Origin of the sequence: Kitasatospora sp. NPDC018619, from assembly GCF_044391605.1 — a bacterium.
Classification (GTDB): Bacteria; Actinomycetota; Actinomycetes; order Streptomycetales; family Streptomycetaceae; genus Kitasatospora.
Genome location: NZ_JBISAI010000034.1, coordinates 1,358 through 18,077, shown reverse-complemented (window position 1 = coordinate 18,077; position 16,720 = coordinate 1,358). Strand labels below are relative to the sequence as shown.

The 16,720-nt window shown below is 76.4% G+C and carries 14 protein-coding genes; 4 read left to right on the top strand and 10 right to left on the bottom strand.

The annotated features are described in order from the left end of the window. Window positions 1-688 precede the first annotated feature (688 nt). Window positions 689-2,704, top strand: coding sequence for a glycoside hydrolase family 15 protein (locus ACH5AR_RS32590; protein ID WP_396305132.1), 2,016 nt, complete (start codon window positions 689-691; stop codon window positions 2,702-2,704). A gap of 6 nt (window positions 2,705-2,710) precedes the next feature. Here ACH5AR_RS32590 and ACH5AR_RS32585 read toward each other — a convergent pair whose 3' ends face one another. From ACH5AR_RS32585 to ACH5AR_RS32575, 3 genes are all read right to left on the bottom strand, one after another. Next, entirely contained in the window at window positions 2,711-3,889 is a 1,179-nt protein-coding gene (locus tag ACH5AR_RS32585) for a glycosyltransferase family 4 protein (protein WP_396305131.1), read from the bottom strand. Between the two features lie 167 nt (window positions 3,890-4,056). Continuing rightward, window positions 4,057-5,790: a DNA repair protein RecN gene (gene recN, locus ACH5AR_RS32580; RefSeq protein WP_396305165.1), complete on the bottom strand. Its 1,734-nt coding sequence runs from the start codon at window positions 5,788-5,790 to the stop codon at window positions 4,057-4,059. An 88-nt stretch (window positions 5,791-5,878) separates the two neighbouring features. Beyond that, window positions 5,879-6,607 (bottom strand): YitT family protein, encoded by a 729-nt coding sequence (locus tag ACH5AR_RS32575; RefSeq protein ID WP_396305130.1) that lies wholly within the window; start codon window positions 6,605-6,607, stop codon window positions 5,879-5,881. Between the two features lie 129 nt (window positions 6,608-6,736). Here ACH5AR_RS32575 and ACH5AR_RS32570 point away from each other — a divergent pair, with 129 nt between their 5' ends. Beyond that, window positions 6,737-8,236 (top strand): PLP-dependent aminotransferase family protein, encoded by a 1,500-nt coding sequence (locus ACH5AR_RS32570; RefSeq protein ID WP_396305129.1) that lies wholly within the window; start codon window positions 6,737-6,739, stop codon window positions 8,234-8,236. Between the two features lie 73 nt (window positions 8,237-8,309). On the opposite strand, the gene ACH5AR_RS32565 is transcribed toward ACH5AR_RS32570, so the two are convergent. The 4 genes from ACH5AR_RS32565 to ACH5AR_RS32550 all read right to left on the bottom strand — a co-directional run bounded on the left by ACH5AR_RS32565 (window position 8,310) and on the right by ACH5AR_RS32550 (window position 11,400). Then, on the bottom strand, window positions 8,310-9,215 hold the full coding sequence (locus ACH5AR_RS32565) for an NAD kinase (protein WP_396305128.1): 906 nt from the start codon (window positions 9,213-9,215) through the stop codon (window positions 8,310-8,312). A gap of 93 nt (window positions 9,216-9,308) precedes the next feature. Continuing rightward, entirely contained in the window at window positions 9,309-10,115 is an 807-nt protein-coding gene (locus ACH5AR_RS32560; protein WP_396305164.1) for a TlyA family RNA methyltransferase, read from the bottom strand. Between the two features lie 36 nt (window positions 10,116-10,151). Then, window positions 10,152-10,415 carry a hypothetical protein gene (locus tag ACH5AR_RS32555; protein ID WP_396305127.1) on the bottom strand — a complete coding sequence of 88 codons (264 nt, stop codon included), beginning with the start codon at window positions 10,413-10,415 and terminating at the stop codon, window positions 10,152-10,154. After that, entirely contained in the window at window positions 10,399-11,400 is a 1,002-nt protein-coding gene (locus ACH5AR_RS32550; RefSeq protein WP_396305126.1) for a hypothetical protein, read from the bottom strand. Before ACH5AR_RS32550 ends, ACH5AR_RS32555 begins: the two co-directional genes overlap by 17 nt. A gap of 156 nt (window positions 11,401-11,556) precedes the next feature. Here ACH5AR_RS32550 and ACH5AR_RS32545 point away from each other — a divergent pair, with 156 nt between their 5' ends. Further along, window positions 11,557-11,904: an SCP2 sterol-binding domain-containing protein gene (locus ACH5AR_RS32545; protein WP_396305125.1), complete on the top strand. Its 348-nt coding sequence runs from the start codon at window positions 11,557-11,559 to the stop codon at window positions 11,902-11,904. Between the two features lie 70 nt (window positions 11,905-11,974). Here ACH5AR_RS32545 and ACH5AR_RS32540 read toward each other — a convergent pair whose 3' ends face one another. Continuing rightward, window positions 11,975-13,012, bottom strand: coding sequence for an HAD-IIA family hydrolase (locus ACH5AR_RS32540; RefSeq protein WP_396305124.1), 1,038 nt, complete (start codon window positions 13,010-13,012; stop codon window positions 11,975-11,977). Window positions 13,013-13,152: 140 nt separating this feature from the next. Beyond that, window positions 13,153-13,743, bottom strand: coding sequence for a tetratricopeptide repeat protein (locus tag ACH5AR_RS32535; RefSeq protein WP_396305123.1), 591 nt, complete (start codon window positions 13,741-13,743; stop codon window positions 13,153-13,155). Window positions 13,744-13,835: 92 nt separating this feature from the next. Between ACH5AR_RS32535 and ACH5AR_RS32530 the strand changes: the two genes are divergently transcribed. Beyond that, window positions 13,836-15,206: a DUF1015 family protein gene (locus ACH5AR_RS32530; RefSeq protein WP_396305122.1), complete on the top strand. Its 1,371-nt coding sequence runs from the start codon at window positions 13,836-13,838 to the stop codon at window positions 15,204-15,206. A gap of 104 nt (window positions 15,207-15,310) precedes the next feature. On the opposite strand, the gene ACH5AR_RS32525 is transcribed toward ACH5AR_RS32530, so the two are convergent. After that, window positions 15,311-16,204 carry a tetratricopeptide repeat protein gene (locus ACH5AR_RS32525; RefSeq protein ID WP_396305163.1) on the bottom strand — a complete coding sequence of 298 codons (894 nt, stop codon included), beginning with the start codon at window positions 16,202-16,204 and terminating at the stop codon, window positions 15,311-15,313. Window positions 16,205-16,720 lie beyond the last annotated feature (516 nt).

The following is a 16,720-nucleotide window of genomic DNA, read 5'->3' as shown; positions in this document are numbered from 1 at the left end:
AGGTGACGTGGGCGGGAGCTCGGGGTTCGCCGGGCGACGGGAGGCCGGCTCGGTGCGCGGCGCTCGCTGGGTCGTCGGTTCGGCTGGTCCGGGGCGTTTGATCCCGCCGGTCCACGGGATACCAGGGTATCAGTGACGCGACCCGGACGCGGTTCGGGCCGCGCGCCGCGCCAGGAGCGCGCGCGGGGCGCACCACCGGCGCATCAGCAGCCCCAACCGTCACGCCGGTCGCACGACCCCCCGGACCGGGCCAGAGCGCGGCGCCCGTCCGGACCATGCCGGGCCCTCCGGGCGGACCAGGCGGAGGTGATCCTTCCGGACCATCCTGGGCCGGGCCCTCGCGATGCACGGCATTTCCGCCGAATTGCGGCGCCACACCGGGCTGCGCCCGCGTGCTTCGCCCCTTTCGTCCGTCGTAAGCTGCTCGGACGCATCGCCGACAGCACGAGCACGCGGAGGGCGTGGGAGGGTCAGGACACTCCCGGTCCCCGATGCGCGACCGGACCTCCCCGTAATTCCCGCTCATCCCCACCCACTCCAGGGGCTCGACCGAGCCCCGCGGACACTCCAGCAGGGCCTGCCACCACCCCCGGCAGGCCGGACGTCCCGGGGTGGACCTCCGGCCCCGCAGACCGCTCGCTCCCTCCGCTCGCCGATGCCCTGACCACATTGCGAACTGGAGATCCACGTGGCCGGCCGTATCGAGGACTACGCACTCATCGGGGACATGCAGACCGCTGCCCTGGTCAGCAGGGACGGGGCGGTGGACTGGCTCTGCCTGCCCCGCTTCGACTCCCCGGCCGTGTTCGCCGGCCTGCTCGGCACCGATGAACACGGCTTCTGGCGGATCGGCCCGGCCGAGGTCGTCCGGACCGAGGTCCCCGCACCGGCCGCCGCCACCCCCGCCACTCCCGCCGCCGCGGCCGGCACCGGGCGGGTCCGCATCGCCGACACCGCCGACCTCCGGGTGCCCCCGCCCACCGCCGCCGCCCCCGCCGTGCCCGCCGACCGCCGCCGCTACCGGGGCGACTCGCTGATCCTGGAGCAGGAGTGGGACACCGAGGGCGGCACCGTCCGGGTGATCGACTTCATGCCGCCGCGCCCGCTGGCCGGCAAGGACGCCGTCCCCCAGGTGGTCCGGATCGTCGAGGGCGTCTCCGGCACCGTGCGGATGCGCTCCGCGGTGCGGATGCGCTTCTCCTACGGCCGGGTGGTGCCCTGGGTGCACCGCGTCGAGCAGGCCGACGGCGGCCACCGCACCGTCGCCATGGCCGGGCCCGACTCGGTCTGGCTGGACGGCGAGGCCGAGACCTACGGCCGAAACCTCACCACCTACGCCGACTTCACCGTCGCCGCCGGCGAGCGGATCGCCTTCGCCCTCACCTGGCAGGCCTCCCACCTCGACCCGCCCAGGCCGCCGGACGCCGAGGAGGTGCTCGACGCCACCGCCGACTTCTGGCACGAGTGGGCCGGGCAGTGCACCTACCAGGGCCCCTACCGCGAGGCCGTGATCCGCTCCCTGATCACCCTCAAGGGCCTCACCTACGCCCCCACCGGCGGCATCGTCGCGGCCCCCACCACCTCCCTGCCCGAGGACATCGGCGGCGAGCGCAACTGGGACTACCGCTACACCTGGCTGCGCGACGCCGCCATCACCCTCTCCTCGCTGCTGCGCACCGGCTACCGCGAGGAGGCCCGCGCCTGGCGCGAGTGGCTGCTGCGCGCCGTCGCCGGGGACCCGGAGAACCTCCAGATCATGTACGGCATCGCCGGCGAGCGCGAGCTCACCGAGTCCTCGCTGGACTGGCTGCCCGGCTACGAGGGCTCCCAGCCCGTACGGGTCGGCAACGGCGCCGCCGGGCAGCTCCAGCTCGACGTCTACGGCGAGGTGGTCGAGGCCCTGCACCTGGCCCACATGACCGGCCTGGTCCGCAACGACCACGCCCACCACCTCCAGCTGCGCCTGATCGACTACCTGGAGGACCACTGGCAGGAGCCGGACGAGGGCATCTGGGAGGTCCGCGGCCCGCGCCGGCACTTCGTCCACTCCAAGGTGATGGCCTGGGTCGCCGTCGACCGCACCATCAAGCTGCTGGAGCAGACCCCCGAGGACGAGCCCTGCGGCGGCCACCTGGAGCGCTGGCGCGCGCTGCGCGCGCAGATCCACGCGGACGTCTGCGAGAAGGGCTACGACCCAGAGCGCAACACCTTCACCCAGTACTACGGCGGCAGGGAGCTGGACGCCTCGCTGCTGCTGATCCCGCAGGTCGGCTTCCTGCCCCCGGACGACAAGCGGGTGATCGGCACCATCGAGGCGATCCAGCGCGAGCTGTCCACCGAGGACGGCTTCGTGCTGCGCTACCCGACCCACGACGAGTCCGGCAACAACGTGGACGGCCTCTCCGGCCACGAGGGCGCCTTCCTGGCCTGCTCGTTCTGGCTGGCCGACGACCTCGCCATGATCGGCCGGGTCCAGGAGGCCCGCGAGCTGTTCGACAAGCTGCTCTCGCTGCGCAACGACCTCGGCCTGCTCGCCGAGGAGTGGGACCCGCGCCTCAAGCGCCAGGTCGGCAACTTCCCGCAGGCCTTCAGCCACGTCCCGCTGATCGACACCGCCCTGCGGCTGACCGCCTGCGGCGCCGCGTACCTGTCCGCCCAGCCGGACGGCCCGGCCGCCGACCGGGTCGAGCGGGCCACCGTCTGACGGCGCCTACGGGCGCTGCACCAGCTCGTCGTAGGTGCTGAGCACCTGGGCGACGGTGGCGGCCTCGTCCGGCCAGGTCTCGGCCTGCTGCCGGCCGGCCGCCGCCAGCCGTTCGCGGCGGGCCGGGTCGGCCAGCAGGGCGCGCACCGCGCGCCCGAGCGCCGCCGGGTCGCCCGGGGGCACCAGCGCGGCGGCGTCGCCGACCAGTTCGGGGATGCCGCCGACGGCGGTGGCGACGACCGGCACGCCGGCCCGCATCGCCTCCTGCACCACCAGCGAGCGGGCCTCCCAGCGGCTGGAGACCACCACCAGGTCGGCGGCGGCCAGCAGGTCGGGCACGTCCGTGCGGTAGCCGAGCAGCCGCACCGGCAGCTTCTCCGCGGCCGCCCGCTCGCGCAGCGCGCCCGCCTCCGGGCCGTCCCCCGCGAGCAGCACCAGCGGTTCCGGGTCCAGCGCGGACAGCTCCCGGGCGGCGTCCAGCAGCAGCCCGAAGGCCTTCTGCGGGACGAGCCGGCCGACCGCCAGCACCAGCGGGCGGTCCGGTCCGTCACCGAGCAGCGCGGCCCGCGCCTCGGCGCGGCCGAGCAGGCCCTCGGGCATCGGCGGCGCGGCCACCGGGCCCAGCCGGGCGTCGGTGGCGCCCAGCTCGCGCGCCCGGGCCACCAGGTCGGAGGAGGCGCCGAGGACCAGGTCCGCGGCGCGCGCCACCCGGCGCTCCATCAGCCGCTGGAGCCGGCGCTCCATGCCCGTGGCCAGCAGCGCGTGGTGCGAGGTGACCACCAGCGGGGTCTCGGGCCGCAGGCCCGGGAAGCGGCCGGCGGTGCGCAGCGCCAGGTCGGACAGCAGCCCGGCGCGCAGTCCGTGGGCGTGCACCACATCGGCGCCGGTGAAGGCCCGGCGCAGCTCGCCGATCGCGGTGGCGTCGCTGCGGGCGCCCGCGGTGGGGGTGATGTCGACGGTGTGGAACCGGGCGCCCGTCCGGGAGAAGCCGAACAGCGCGTCCGTACCGGCCGGCGCGCAGACCGTGACGTTCACTCCGTGCGCGACCAGGCCCTGGGCCAGGGAGCGCACGTGCGCACCGATGCCGCCGGTGCTGGCGGCCAGGACGAGTACCACGTGCAGCTGCCCCCGTTCGGGGACGGCCGCGGTGGCCCGGGCGGCGGAATGGTCCACGTCGTCTCGCATCCGACTCGATCGGGTTTCGCGCGCCGCTCCGCGAGGATTGCCCGCCGGGCGGCGCTCGGGGCTGGGAAGCCAGTGTCCAGCCGCCACGATGCCAGGTCGGCGGCCCTCTTGGACAGTCGGCGCCACCGGGGCGCGTCGCCGACGTCCGAGCGGGCCGCCGGGGCCGGTCAGCGGCGGCGCGGGGCGCGGGCGGCGGCCAGCAGTTCCTCCGCGTGGGCGCGGCCCAGCTCGGAGTCCTCCAGGCCGGCCAGCATCCGGGACAGCTCGCGCACCCGCTCCTCGTCGTTCAGCACCTTGACGCCGCTGCGGGTCACGGTGCCGTCGTCGGTCTTCTCCACCACCAGGTGCCGGTCGGCGAACGCGGCGACCTGCGGGAGGTGGGTGACCACCACCACCTGGGCGGACTCGGCCAGCTTGGCCAGCCGGCGGCCGATCTCGACCGCGGCCTTGCCGCCGACGCCCGCGTCCACCTCGTCGAACAGGTAGGTCGGGACGGGGTCGGCGCCCGCGAAGACCACCTCGACGGCGAGCATCACGCGCGACAGCTCACCGCCGGAGGCGCCCTTGGCGATCGGGCGCGGCTGGGCGCCCGGGTGCGGGGCGAGCAGCACCTCGACCTCGTCCACGCCGTGCGGGCCGTAGGCGACGGTGCGCCCGTCGACCTCCAGCCCGGCGAGGTCGTCGACCCGGCTGATCGCGAAGGTCACCCGGGCGTGCGGCATGGCCAGTTCGGCGAGCTCGGCGGAGACCGCCTCGGCGAACCGCCCGGCCGCGGCGTGCCGGGCCCGCGACACCTCGGCGGCCAGCTCGGCCAGCTCGGCCCGCAGCTCCGTCTCCCGGGCGCCGAGCTCGTCGATCCGGTCGTCGTCGCCGTCGAGCTCGGCGAGCCGCGCCGCGCCGGCCTCGGCCCAGGCGATCACCTCGGCGAGCGAGTTCTCCTCGCCGCCGTACTTGCGCAGCAGCTGGGCCAGCACGGCCCGGCGGTCCTCGACGGCGGCCAGGCGCACCGGGTCGGCGTCCAGGTCGTCGGCGTAGCCGGCCAGGTCGCCGGCCACGTCGGCGAGCAGGTAACCGACCTCGTTGAGGCGGTCGGCCAGCGCGGCCAGCCGCTCGTCGTGGTGGCGCACGGCGTCCAGGGCCCGGCGGGACTGCGCGAGCAGGGTGCCCGCGTCCAGCGCCTCCGGGTCGACCGGGTCGCCGGCCAGGGCGGCGTGGGCGAGGGCCGCGGCGGAGGACAGCGCGTCGGCGTGGCCGAGCCGCTCGGCCTCGGCGGCCAGCTCCGCGTCCTCCCCGGCCACCGGCTCGGCGGCGGCGATCTCGTCCAGGCCGAAGCGCAGCAGGTCGGCCTCCTGGGCGCGCTCGCGGGCCCGGGTGGTCAGCTCCTCCAGCGTCGCGGAGACCTCGCGCAGGAGGCGGTAGGTCTCCCGGTAGCGGGCCAGCGGCTCGGCCACCGAGGCGCCCGCGTAGCGGTCCAGCGCGCCGCGCTGGCGGGCCGGGCGCAGCAGGCGCTGCTGGTCGGTCTGGCCGTGCACGGCGATCAGGTCCTCGCCGAGCTCGGCGAGCAGGCCGACCGGAACGGACCGGCCGCCGACGTGCGCCCGGGAGCGGCCCTCGGCGGAGACCGTCCGGCTGATCAGCAGCGCGCCGTCGTCCAGCTCGGCCCCGGCCTCGATCGCGCGGGCCGCGACCGGGGAGCCGGCGGGCAGCTCCAGCCGGCCCTCCACGACGGCGCGTCCGGTGCCGTTGCGCACCAGGCCCGGGTCGGCGCGGCCGCCCAGGAGCAGTCCGAGGCTGGTCACGACCATCGTCTTGCCGGCGCCGGTCTCCCCGGTCACGGCGGTGAAGCCGGGGGCGAGTTCGACCACCGCGTCGTCGATGACCCCAAGATCCCGTATCCGCATCTCGTCCAACACGGAGACGACCTTACGAGGTTCCGCCCCCGCCGCGCGACGAGCGACAACGGCGCGCGGCAACTCGGTGCCCGGAAGTTCATCCCTTCCGGGCGTCCCCGGCGGGCACCGGCACGGTGCACCAGGGCAGCAGGAGCTGCACCAACGGGCCGATGGCCAGCGCGTACGCGACGGTGCCGACGCCGGCGGTGCCGCCGAGCAGCAGCCCGGCGGTGAGGACCGTCACCTCGATGCCGGTGCGGATCAGCCGCAGCGAGCGGCCGGTGCGCCGGTGCAGGCCGGTCATCAGGCCGTCGCGCGGGCCGGGGCCGAGCCGGGCGCCGATGTAGAGGCCGGAGGCCAGGCCGTTGAGGGCGATCGCCGCGGCGGTCAGCGCGATCCGGGCGGGCAGCGCGCCGGGGCCGTCCACCACCCGCAGGGTGAGGTCCATGGCCGCGCCGATCACCAGGACGTTGGCGACGGTGCCCAGGCCCGGGCGCTGGCGCAGCGGGATCCACAGCAGCAGGACGAGGGCGCCGCAGATCGTCACCCAGGCGCCGACCGAGAGGCCCGCGGTGCGCTGGAGCCCCTGGTGCAGGACGTCCCAGGGGTCGAGGCCGAGGCCGGCGCGGAGCATCAGCGCCATGCTCGCGCCATACAGGGCGAGGCCGACGAACAGCTGCGGGATCCGGCGGCCCAGCGCGCCGGTGTCGCCGAACACCCGGGCGGCGAGCGTCCTGCCCGCCCGCGCGGGGGCGGCCGGGGCCGCGGCGGCGGGGGACGGGGTGCTGGACGGGGTGGCCGGTGCCGGTCCGGTCGTGGTGGCCAAGGCTGCTCCTGCGGTGGTGCTGCACCGCCGGGGCGCCCGGCGGTGGCGGACGGTGTGGCCGCCCTGCCATGATGGCCAGGCCAAAGCAGCCCTCTCCAGGGCCAATACCCAGCAAGTGGACTGATCGCCATGGCCGACTGGCACACCACCGTCACCCCGCCCGCCCTGGCCCGGCTGCTCGCCACCGCCCGGCTCCCCGAACCGGCCGCCGCCCGCCGCCCCGCCTACCGCACCCTGGCCGGACAGATCCGGCTGCTGGTCACCGAGGGCCGGCTGCCGGTCGGCGCCCGACTGCCCGCCGAACGCGAGCTGGCCACCGCCCTCGCGATGAGCCGCACCACCGTCGCCACCGCGTACGAGACCCTGCGCGGCGACGGCTACCTGCGCAGCCGGCGCGGCTCCGGCAGCTGGACCGCCCTGCCCGAGGGCGCCCCGCCGCCCGGCGAGGCCCTGCACCCCGTCCCGCCGGACGAGCAGGGCCGCATCCTGGACCTCGGCGTCGCCGCCCCGCCCGCCCCCCAGCCCTGGGTCGGCCGGGCCGCCGCCCGCGCCGTCGAACAGCTGCCGTACTACGCCTCCGGGCACGGCCACTACCCCACCGGCATCCCGGTGCTGCGCGAGGCCGTGGCCCGGCGCTTCACCGAGCGCGGACTGCCCACCACCCCCGACCAGATCCTGGTCACCACCGGGGCGATGGGCGGTCTGCACCTCGTCCAGCGGGCGCTGCTCGGCCGCGGCGACCGGGTCGCCGTCGAGGCGCCCAGCTACGCCCACACCCTCCAGGCGCTGCGGCTGACCGGCGCGCGCCTCGTCCCGGTGCCGTACGCCTGGACGCCGCGGCCCGCCTGGGACCTCGACGAGTGGCGGCGGGTGCTGCGCGGCGCCGGCCCCAGGGTCGCCTACGTCATCCCGGACTTCCACAACCCGACCGGCGCGCTGGTCGACGAGGAGCAGCGCCGCGGGCTGCTGGCCGCCGCCCGGGCCGCCGGGAGCGTCGTGCTGGCCGACGAGACCACCGCCGAACTCGGCTGGGGCGTACCGGAGTCCACCCCGCTGCCGCGCCCGACGGCGGCGCTGGACCGCTCCGCCCAGGTGGTCACCGTCGGCTCGGCGGGCAAGCTGCTCTGGGGCGGCCTGCGGATCGGCTGGGTACGGGCCGCCCCCGCGCTGGTGCGCCGGCTGGCCTCCGAGCGGGTCTACAGCGACGTCGCCACGCCCGTGCTGGACCAGCTGATCGCCGCCGAACTGCTGGGCGATCCGCTGCCCGAGGTCCGGGAGCACCAGCTGGCCGGGCTGCGGGCCACCGCCCGGGCCTTCGCCGCCGCCCTGCCCGAACGGCTGCCCGGGTGGAGCTTCGCCGTGCCGCCCGGCGGGCTCTCGCTGTGGGTCTCCACCGGCGGCCTGTCCGGTGCCGCGCTGGCCCGGGCCGGGGAGCGCACCGGGGTGCGGATCGCCTCGGGCAACCGCTTCGGCTCGGACGGCGCCTTCGAGCACCACATCCGCCTGCCGCTCACCGTGCCCGCCGCAACCGTCCCCGCCGCCGTCGAACGCCTCGCCGCGCTGGCCGCCCGGGCGGCGGACGGCGGGCGGCTCGAAACGGCCGACGAGGCCCAGCCGCTGGCCGTCTGACGGGCCGTCAGCGGCCGGGGCCCCGGGGGCGGCCCGGGCCCGGTCGCGGCCCGGCCTCAGTGGCGGCCGGTCCTCAGTGGTGGTCGGCCCGGCCGCGCCAACCCGTCACCGGCAGCGCGAACTTGGCCACCAGCCGGTCGGTGAACGGCGCCGAGTGCAGTCTGGCCAGCCGCACCGGCGTCCGCCCCCGGCGGACCTCCACCCGTGCCCCCGCGGGCAGTTCGACCGAGCGCCGCCCGTCGCACCAGAGCACGCCGTGCGGCGTCTTGGGCTGCACCTCGACCGCCAGCACCGACTCCGGCGAGGTCACCAGCGGGCGGGCGAACAGCGCGTGCGCGGAGATCGGCACCATCAGCAGCGCCTCCACCTCCGGCCACACCACCGGCCCGCCGCCGGAGAACGCGTACGCGGTGGAGCCGGTCGGCGTCGCGCACACCACGCCGTCGCAACCGAAGTTGGAGACCGGGCGGCCGTCCACCTCGGTCACCACCTCCAGCATCCGCTCCCGGGACGCCTTCTCGATCGAGGCCTCGTTCAGCGCCCAGTCCTCGTGCACCACGTCACCGTTGGTGCGGACGATGACGTCGATCGTCATCCGCTCCTCGACCTCGTAGTCGGCGTCCACGACCCGCTCGACGACCACGGCCAGGTCGTCCCGCTCGGCCTCGGCGAGGAAGCCCACCCGGCCCAGGTTGATCCCGAGCATCGGCAGCCCATGCGAGCGCGCCAGCTCCGCCCCGCGCAGCAGCGTCCCGTCCCCGCCCGCCACCAGGATCAGCTCGCAGCCGTCCGCCGCCCCGGGGCCCTCGGCCACGGTCTGGACGCCCTCCGGCAGGTCCAGGTCCACCGCCTCGGCCTCCAGCAGTCTGATCCGGAGTCCCGCCTTCAGCAGCCCCTGCACCAGGCCCTCGACGCTGCGCAGCGCCGTCTCCCGGCCGGTGTGCGCGATCAGGAAGACCGTACGTTCTTCGTCGCTCATGCCGCTGCCCTCTCCCTAACGCCTGCCGGGTCGCCCTTGGCCCCGGTGCGGCCGCGCCATACGGCATGGCGGGCCGGACGCTCGCAAGGCACCCTACCGGGGCCCCTCCGCCACGGCCCGGTCCGCGTCCGCGGGGTCCAGCTGCGGGGCGTCCCGCCGCAGCCAGAGGAAGTACTCGACGTTGCCGGACGGCCCCGGCAGGGGGCTCGCGGTGACGGCGCGCACGCCCAGCCCGAGCTCCCACGCCTGCCCCGCGACCTGGCGCACCATCTCGGCGCGCAGCTGCGGGCTGCGCACCACCCCGCCGCTGCCGAGGCGCTCCTTGCCGATCTCGAACTGCGGCTTGACCATCAGCACCAGGTCGGCGTCCTCGGCCGCGCAGGAGGCGAGGGCCGGGAGGACGAGGCCCAGCGAGATGAACGAGAGGTCGCCCACCACCAGGTCCACCAGGGTGCCGCCGATCAGCTCCGGTGTCAGCTCGCGCACATTGGTGCGGTCCATCACGGTGACCCGCTCGTCGCTCTGCAGCGACCAGGCGAGCTGCCCGTAGCCGACGTCCACCGCCAGCACGTGCGCGGCCCCGGACCGCAGCAGCACGTCGGTGAACCCTCCGGTGGAGGCGCCCGCGTCCAGGGCCCGGCGGCCCTCGACGACCAGCCCCTGCGGCACGAAGGCCGCGAACGCGCCGGCGAGCTTGTGGCCGCCGCGCGAGACGTAGTCGGGGTCGTTCTCGTCCTTGGCCACCACGACCGCCGCCGAGGTCTCCACCTGGGTGGCCGGCTTGGTCGCGGTGGTGCCGCCGACGGTCACCCGGCCGGCCGCGATCAGCTCGGACGCGTGCTCACGCGATCGGGCCAGCTTGCGGCGGACCAGTTCCGCGTCGAGTCGGCGTCGTGCCACTGCCACTGGTGTTTCAGCTCCTACGGATCCTGCGGGTCATTCCCGGTCGAGCGCGGCCAGTGCGTCGACGAGCCGCTGGTGAACATCTTCGTACACCGCGACGTGTGCCTCGGCCGGGACCCCGTCCAGCACCTCCAGCCGGGCCAGCGCGGCATCCACCCCGGGGTGGCCGGTGGGGGCCGGTCCGGCCCCCGGCGGCTCGGCGGGCAGGACCGGCGACGGCGGGGCCGCCAGCGGTGGCGGGAGCGTGGGCGGCACGGGCGGGCGCGGGGCCGCCGGCGGTTCACTCGTCTCGGGCATCGGGCTTCTTCGGGCTGTCGTCGGGCTTCCTCGTACTGGTGGCCTTGCGGACGGTGGTCCTCCTGGTCGCCGCGCGCTTCGCGGGCGTCCCGGCCCGGTCCTCGGCCGGCTGGGCGGTGGCCGTCTTCTTGACGGTCGTCGTCCTCTTCGCGGCGGCCTTCCCGGTGGTGGCCTTCCTCGCCGCCGTCCCCTCGTCGGCCGCCTTCTCGTCGGCCGCCTTCTTGGCCGCCGCCTTCTTCGCCGCGGCCTTCTTCGCCGTCTTCTCGGCGGCCGGCTTCTTCGCCGCGCTCCTCCCGTCGGCGTCCTTCCCCGGGACGTCCTCTCCCGGGACGTCCTTCCCGGCGGCGTCCTTCCCGGCGGCCCTCTTCTTCGCCGCGGGCTGCTCCCCCGGCACCGGGCCGGCCGCCGCCACCGGCGGGACGGGCGGGACGGGCGGGACCGATGGGCCCGATGGGACCGGCGGGTCGACCTCCACCGGCTCGTCCACCTCCACCCGCTCGGCGACTATCGGCTCACCCGCCACCCGGACGGGCGCCTCCTCGTCCTCGAACTCCCAGCCGCGCCCGAACAGGTCGCCGGCCCGCGGCGCCGGCACCGGCTCCTCGGCCTCCCGCGCCCCGGGCCCGGAAGCCGCCGACGGGGCCTCCTCCTCGACCTCGCGCAGCTTGGCCTCCAGGTACGCCAGCACCACGCCGACCTTGGTCACCTGGTCGCCGACCTTCTCGAAGACCTTCTCCGCCTCGCTGCGCGCCACGCCGACCGCCAGGTCCACCCCGGCGCGCCCGGCGGTGACCGCCTCCCCCGCGAGGGTCTGCAGGGTCTCCACCGACGGCGGGAACCGGTCGCCCAGCCGGCGCTCGACCTCCGTGACGTCGACCCCGGCCTTCTCCAGGACCGAGGCGGCCGTCCCGGCGACCAGCCGACCGACCTCCCCGACCACCCCGGCGGCGGCCTCCACCACTCCCCGAACCGTCCTCGGCAGCATCCGGGTGCCTCCCAATCGCCTGTACGCGTCGCTCCGTGGCCCTCAACTACCCGGGCGCCGCTCCGGGCACCCCACCGACGACGCTACCGCCAAAACCCTCCTGAGGTACCGTGGCCCGCAGTGAGCACCGTAGCGACCGGGGGAGGGAGCCGCCCCGTGGCGAACGCCGAGCAGTGCCGGGAGGCACTGGAACAGCTCAGCCGGAACATGGCGAAGTCCACCGGCGACGTCCGCAAGGCCGCGGCCCTCGACCGCTCGCTCAGCTGCCGGATCACCGACCTCGACCTGACCTTCACCGGGCGGCTGCGCGACGGCCGGATCCAGGACGTGGTGTCCGCCCCCGGCGCGCCGGCCGGGAAGGCGGAGATCCGCCTCACCATGAGCAGCGACGACCTGGTCGCGCTGGTGGGCGGGCGGCTCAACTTCGCCTCCGCGTGGGCGAGCGGCCGGGTCAGGCTGGAGGCGGGCTTCCGCGACCTGCTGCGGCTGCGCGCCCTGCTCTGACCCCGGCCGCCCGCCCCGGGCCGCCCCAGCCCGTTCCGGCCCGCCTCCGCCGGGGCCCGACCGCCCCTGGTCAGAACCCCAGGTCGGCCAGTGCCTTGCGGCCGTCCACCGGCGCGCCGCCCGCGTCCAGCACCGCCCACGCCGCCGCGCACAGCGCCCGCAGGCCGTCCCAGCGGTCCCCGGTGCCGGACAGCCGCAGCACCCCCGCCCCGACGCCCGCGACCCAGCCGCCGCACCCGAAGCCGCCGTCCACCGCCGTCACCGCCGGGTGCGGCACCAGCAGTCCGCGCAGGTCCGCCGCCAGGTAGGTCGGCCGGTGCTCGACCGGGGCCGCCAGCAGCAGCTCCGGGGTGGTCACCCCGGTGAACACCAGCAGGCTGTCCACCCCGCCGTTGAACGCGCCCTCGATGTCGGTGTCCAGCCGGTCCCCGACCACCAGCGGCCGCTCCGCGCCCGTGCGCAGCACCGTCTCCCGGTGCATCGGCGGCAGCGGCTTGCCCGCCACCTCCGGCTCCACCCCGGTCGCCGCCCGCACCGCCGCCACCAGGGTGCCGTTGCCGGGCGCGATGCCCCGCGCCCGCGGCACCGTCAGGTCCAGGTTGGACGCCACCCACGGCAGGCCGCTCTGCACCGCGTACGCGGCCTCCGCCAGGTCCGACCACCCCACCGAGGGGTCGAAGCCCTGGACCACCGCGAGCGGCCCGTCGGCCAGCGAGCGGACCGCGACCAGGCCCAGCTCGGCCAGCGCCTCCTCCAGCCCGAGACCGCCCACGACCAGCACCTTCGACCCGGCCGGCACCTTCTCGGCGACCAGCCGGGCGGCGGCCTGGGCCGAGTTGATCACGTCCGCCGGCTCGGCCGGGACGCCCAGCTCGGTCAGGTGCTCGGCCACCACCCGCGGCGGGCGGGAAGCGTTGTTGGTCACGTACGCGAGCCGCATCCCGGCCGTCCGGGCGGCGTCCAGCGCCTCCACCGCGTGCTCGATCGCGTGGGCGCCGGCGTAGACCACGCCGTCCAGGTCCAGCAGCGCGGTGTCGTAGGCGTCGGTCAGCGGCCGCTCGCTGCCGCCGGGGGCGGTCCGTCGCTCGGGGGTGGCCGTCTCGGTCATGGCTGCGCTACCTCATTCACTGCGTCGTCGGTCACTGCGTCCTGCGGGCCGCACGTCCTCGTGCGGCCCGGCGTCGGCCGGGTCGGGCCCGGCGTCCGGGCCCCCGGCCCCGGCCGGCGGGCGGCACCGCGTCCGGCCGCTCAGGCGCCGTCCTCGGCACCGGCCGCCCCCGCCGGGGGTGCCACGTACCCGGGGGCTCCCGGCAGCAGCGGACCGTACGCACCGGCGCGGGCCGCCAGGGTCGCCCGGGTCTGCCGCAGCGCCTGCCGGTAGTGGTCGGCCTCCGGCCGCATCGCCACCGCCAGCGCCAGGTGCTCGGCGGAGGTCTCGAAGTCGCCCAGCCGGGCCGCCGCGACGCCCCACCCGAACTGAGCGTAGTCGTCCGCCGGATCCGCGAGCGCCACGGCACGGAAGTTCTCCAGCGCCGCCGCGTACGAACCCGCGTCGAACTGGGCACGCGCTAGCGCCTCGCGGATGCTGCGCGAGTGCGGCTCCGCCGCCAGCGCCCGGGCCAGCAGCTGCTCGGCGGCCGCCGGGTGCCCCTGCGCCAGCAGCCGGGCGCCCCGCCGGAACCAGTCGTAGACGTCCCCGTCCGGCTCCCCGGTGCGGCTCTGCCGCGGCAGGCCGCCGCTCCCCGGGCCCTCGGCCGGAGCGTCCGCGCGGGCGTCACCGGCCGGCCCGCCCGACTCGGCCGGGCCGCCGCCGTCCACCCGTTCCTGCCCGTCGTCCATGCCGTACCTCGCCCTCGGTCGCACACCCGCCCCACGACTCGGCACGGGTATTCCGATCTCTCAACAACGCGTACCCGGTTACGATGCCCAGAATGAGCACACCCAGTGCAGAAGACGGAGTCGAGACTCCCGAGGGCGGCCCCGGCGATCCCGGGCACGTCGCCACCGCCGGCCTGTCCCTGTCCCCCTTCCGCGGCCTGCGCTACGTCCCCGACCGGGTCGGCACCCTGGCCGCGGTGACGTCCCCGCCGTACGACGTCGTCGACCCGGGCCGCCGGCTCTCCCTGGAGACCGCCGACCCGCACAACGTGGTCCGGCTGATCCTGCCCCGGCCCGAGCCCGAGGACGCCGGCGACCGCCCCGACCGGGACACCCGCTACCGGCACGCCGCCCGGCTGCTGGCCGCCTGGCAGCGCGAGGGCGTCCTGGCCGCCGACCCCGAGCCCGCGATCTACGTCTACGAGCAGCGGGTGCCGGCCACCGCCGACTCCCCCGAGCTGCTCCAGCGCGGCCTGATCGGCGCCCTGGCGGTGAGCGGACGCGAGGGTGGCGTGGTGCTCCCGCACGAGGACGTGATGCCGCGGCCGGTCGCCGACCGGGTCGGCCTGATGCGCACCACCCGGGCCAACCTGGAGCCGCTGCTGCTCACCTACCGCGGCAACGGGGGCGCCTCCGGCGTGATCGAGCGGACGGTCGCGGGCGAGCCGCTGCTCTCCACCTCCACCACCGACGGCACCCACCACCGGCTGTGGGCGGTCACCGACCGGGCCGAGATCGCCGAGATCGGCCGGGACCTGGCCACCTGCCGGGCGCTGATCGCCGACGGCCACCACCGCTGGGAGATGTACCTGCGCCTCCAGCGCGAGCACCGCCACCTGCCGCGCAGCCCCTGGGACCGCGGCATGGTGCTCCTGGTGGACACCGCCCGCTACCCGCTGCGGGTCCGCGCCATCCACCGCGTGCTCTACCGGCTGCCGGTGGCCGAGGCGCTGGAGCGGCTCGGCGACCACTGGAAGGTCAAGGAGGTGCCCGGCCCGCTGCCCGCCGCACTCCAGGCCCTCGCCGAGCAGAAGCGGCACGGCGGCAACGGCTTCGTGCTGACCGGCGGCGACGGCGTCTACTGGCTGATCGGCGAGCCCGAGGAGGCCCTGCTCGACGCCACCGTGCCGCACGGCCGGCCCGAGGAGTGGCGCCACCTGGACGCCACCGTCCTGCACGCCACCCTGCTCGACCACACCTGGCACGTCCCCGACGGCCCGGACGACATCGGCTACCTGCACACCGCCGCGGCTGCCGAGCAGGAGGCCGCGCGCACCGGCGGCACCGCCGTCCTGCTGCACCCGGTCCGGGAGTCCGTGGTGCGGCGGCTCGCCGAACAGGGCGTCACCATGCCGCGCAAGTCCACCTCCTTCGGGCCCAAGCCGGCCACCGGGCTGGTGCTGCGCAACCTCGCGCTGGGCTGATCCGCCGCCGCCGTTCCGGCCCGGGGCCGGAACGCCGTGAGGCCCTGCCGTTCCCGGAGTGACCGGGGAACGGCAGGGCCTCACGGCGTTGCGGGGGAGCCTGCTCAGCTCTTGTCGGCGTCGGCGTCGGCCTTGGCGGCCTTCGGCTCCTCGGCCTCGGCGTCCTCGGCGTCCTGCTGGGCGCCCTGGGTGCGCTCGGGGACGACACCGTCGAAGTCCTCGTCGATCTCCAGGTCGTCCTCGTCGTAGAACTCCTCGACGTCCTCCTCGTCCTCGAAGATCACGCGGTCCTCGGCGTTGTCGCCGCCGGCGCGCTTCTTGGCGGGGGCGTCGGCCGACTCGGCCCCGTCCTCGTCCAGCTCCGGGTCGAGCGTGTCGGTGAACTCCACACCGTCGATCTCGGCCAGCCGCTCCGAGGCGTTGGTGGTGCCGTCGGTGTCCGCCTCGGCCGCCTTGGCGAACCAGTCACGGGCCTCGTCGGCCCGGCCGGCCGCGATCAGGGCCTCGGCGTAGGCGTACCGCAGGCGCGCGGTCCACGGGTGCACGGCGCTGGAGGCCAGCTCCGGGCTCTGCAGCGTCACCACAGCGGCGTCGAACTGCTCCATGTCGGTGCGGGCACCGGCCGCCACCAGGCGCATCTCGACCTGGCCGGCCTTGTCCAGCTGCTTCACCTCGGGCTCACCGGCCATCGCCAGTGCCCGCTCCGGACGGCCCAGACCGCGCTCGCAGTCGGCCATCACCGGCCACAGGTCCGCCCGGCCGGTCATCCGACGGGCGGCGCGGAACTCGGTCAGCGCCTCGGAGTACCGCTGCGTCATGTACGAGGCGAACCCGGCCGCCTCACGGACGGCCGCCACGCGGGAGGCCAGCCGGAGCGCGACGCGCGAGTACTGGTAGGCCTCCTCCGGCTCGCTGTCGAGCAGGCGGGCGACCATCACGAGGTTGCGGGCGACGTCGTCCGCGAGGGTCTTGGGCAGGCTCTTGAGCTCCTGGCGCACGTCCGCGTCCAGCTCGAAGCCGGTGACGTCCTCCGGGATCGGCAGGCGCTTGACGGGCTCGTAGTTGCCCCGGCGGTCGTCGTAGTCCCGACGCTCGCCACCGCGGTCGTCGCGGCCCCGGCCGTAGCCGCCGCCACCCTGGCGGTCGTCGCGGCGGAAGCCGCCACCGGCCGGGCGGTCGTCACGGCGGAACCCGCCACGGTCGCCGCGGTCGCGGTTGAAGCCGCCGGAGGGGCGGTCGTCGCGGCGGAAGCCGCCGCGGTCGCCACCGCGGTCACCGCCGCGGTCGTCGCGGTCACGGTACGGGCGGTCGTCACGACGCGGGCGGTCGTCACGCTCGTCATGGCGGAAGCCGCTCGGCCGGTCATCGCGACGGAAGCCGCCGGAGGGGCGGTCGTCACGGCGGAACCCGCCGCGCTCGCCGCGGTCGCCGCCGCGGTCGTCACGGTCGCGGTTGAAGCCGCCCGAGGGGCGGTCGTCGCGGCGGAAGCCGCCGCCGGCCGGACGGTCGTCACG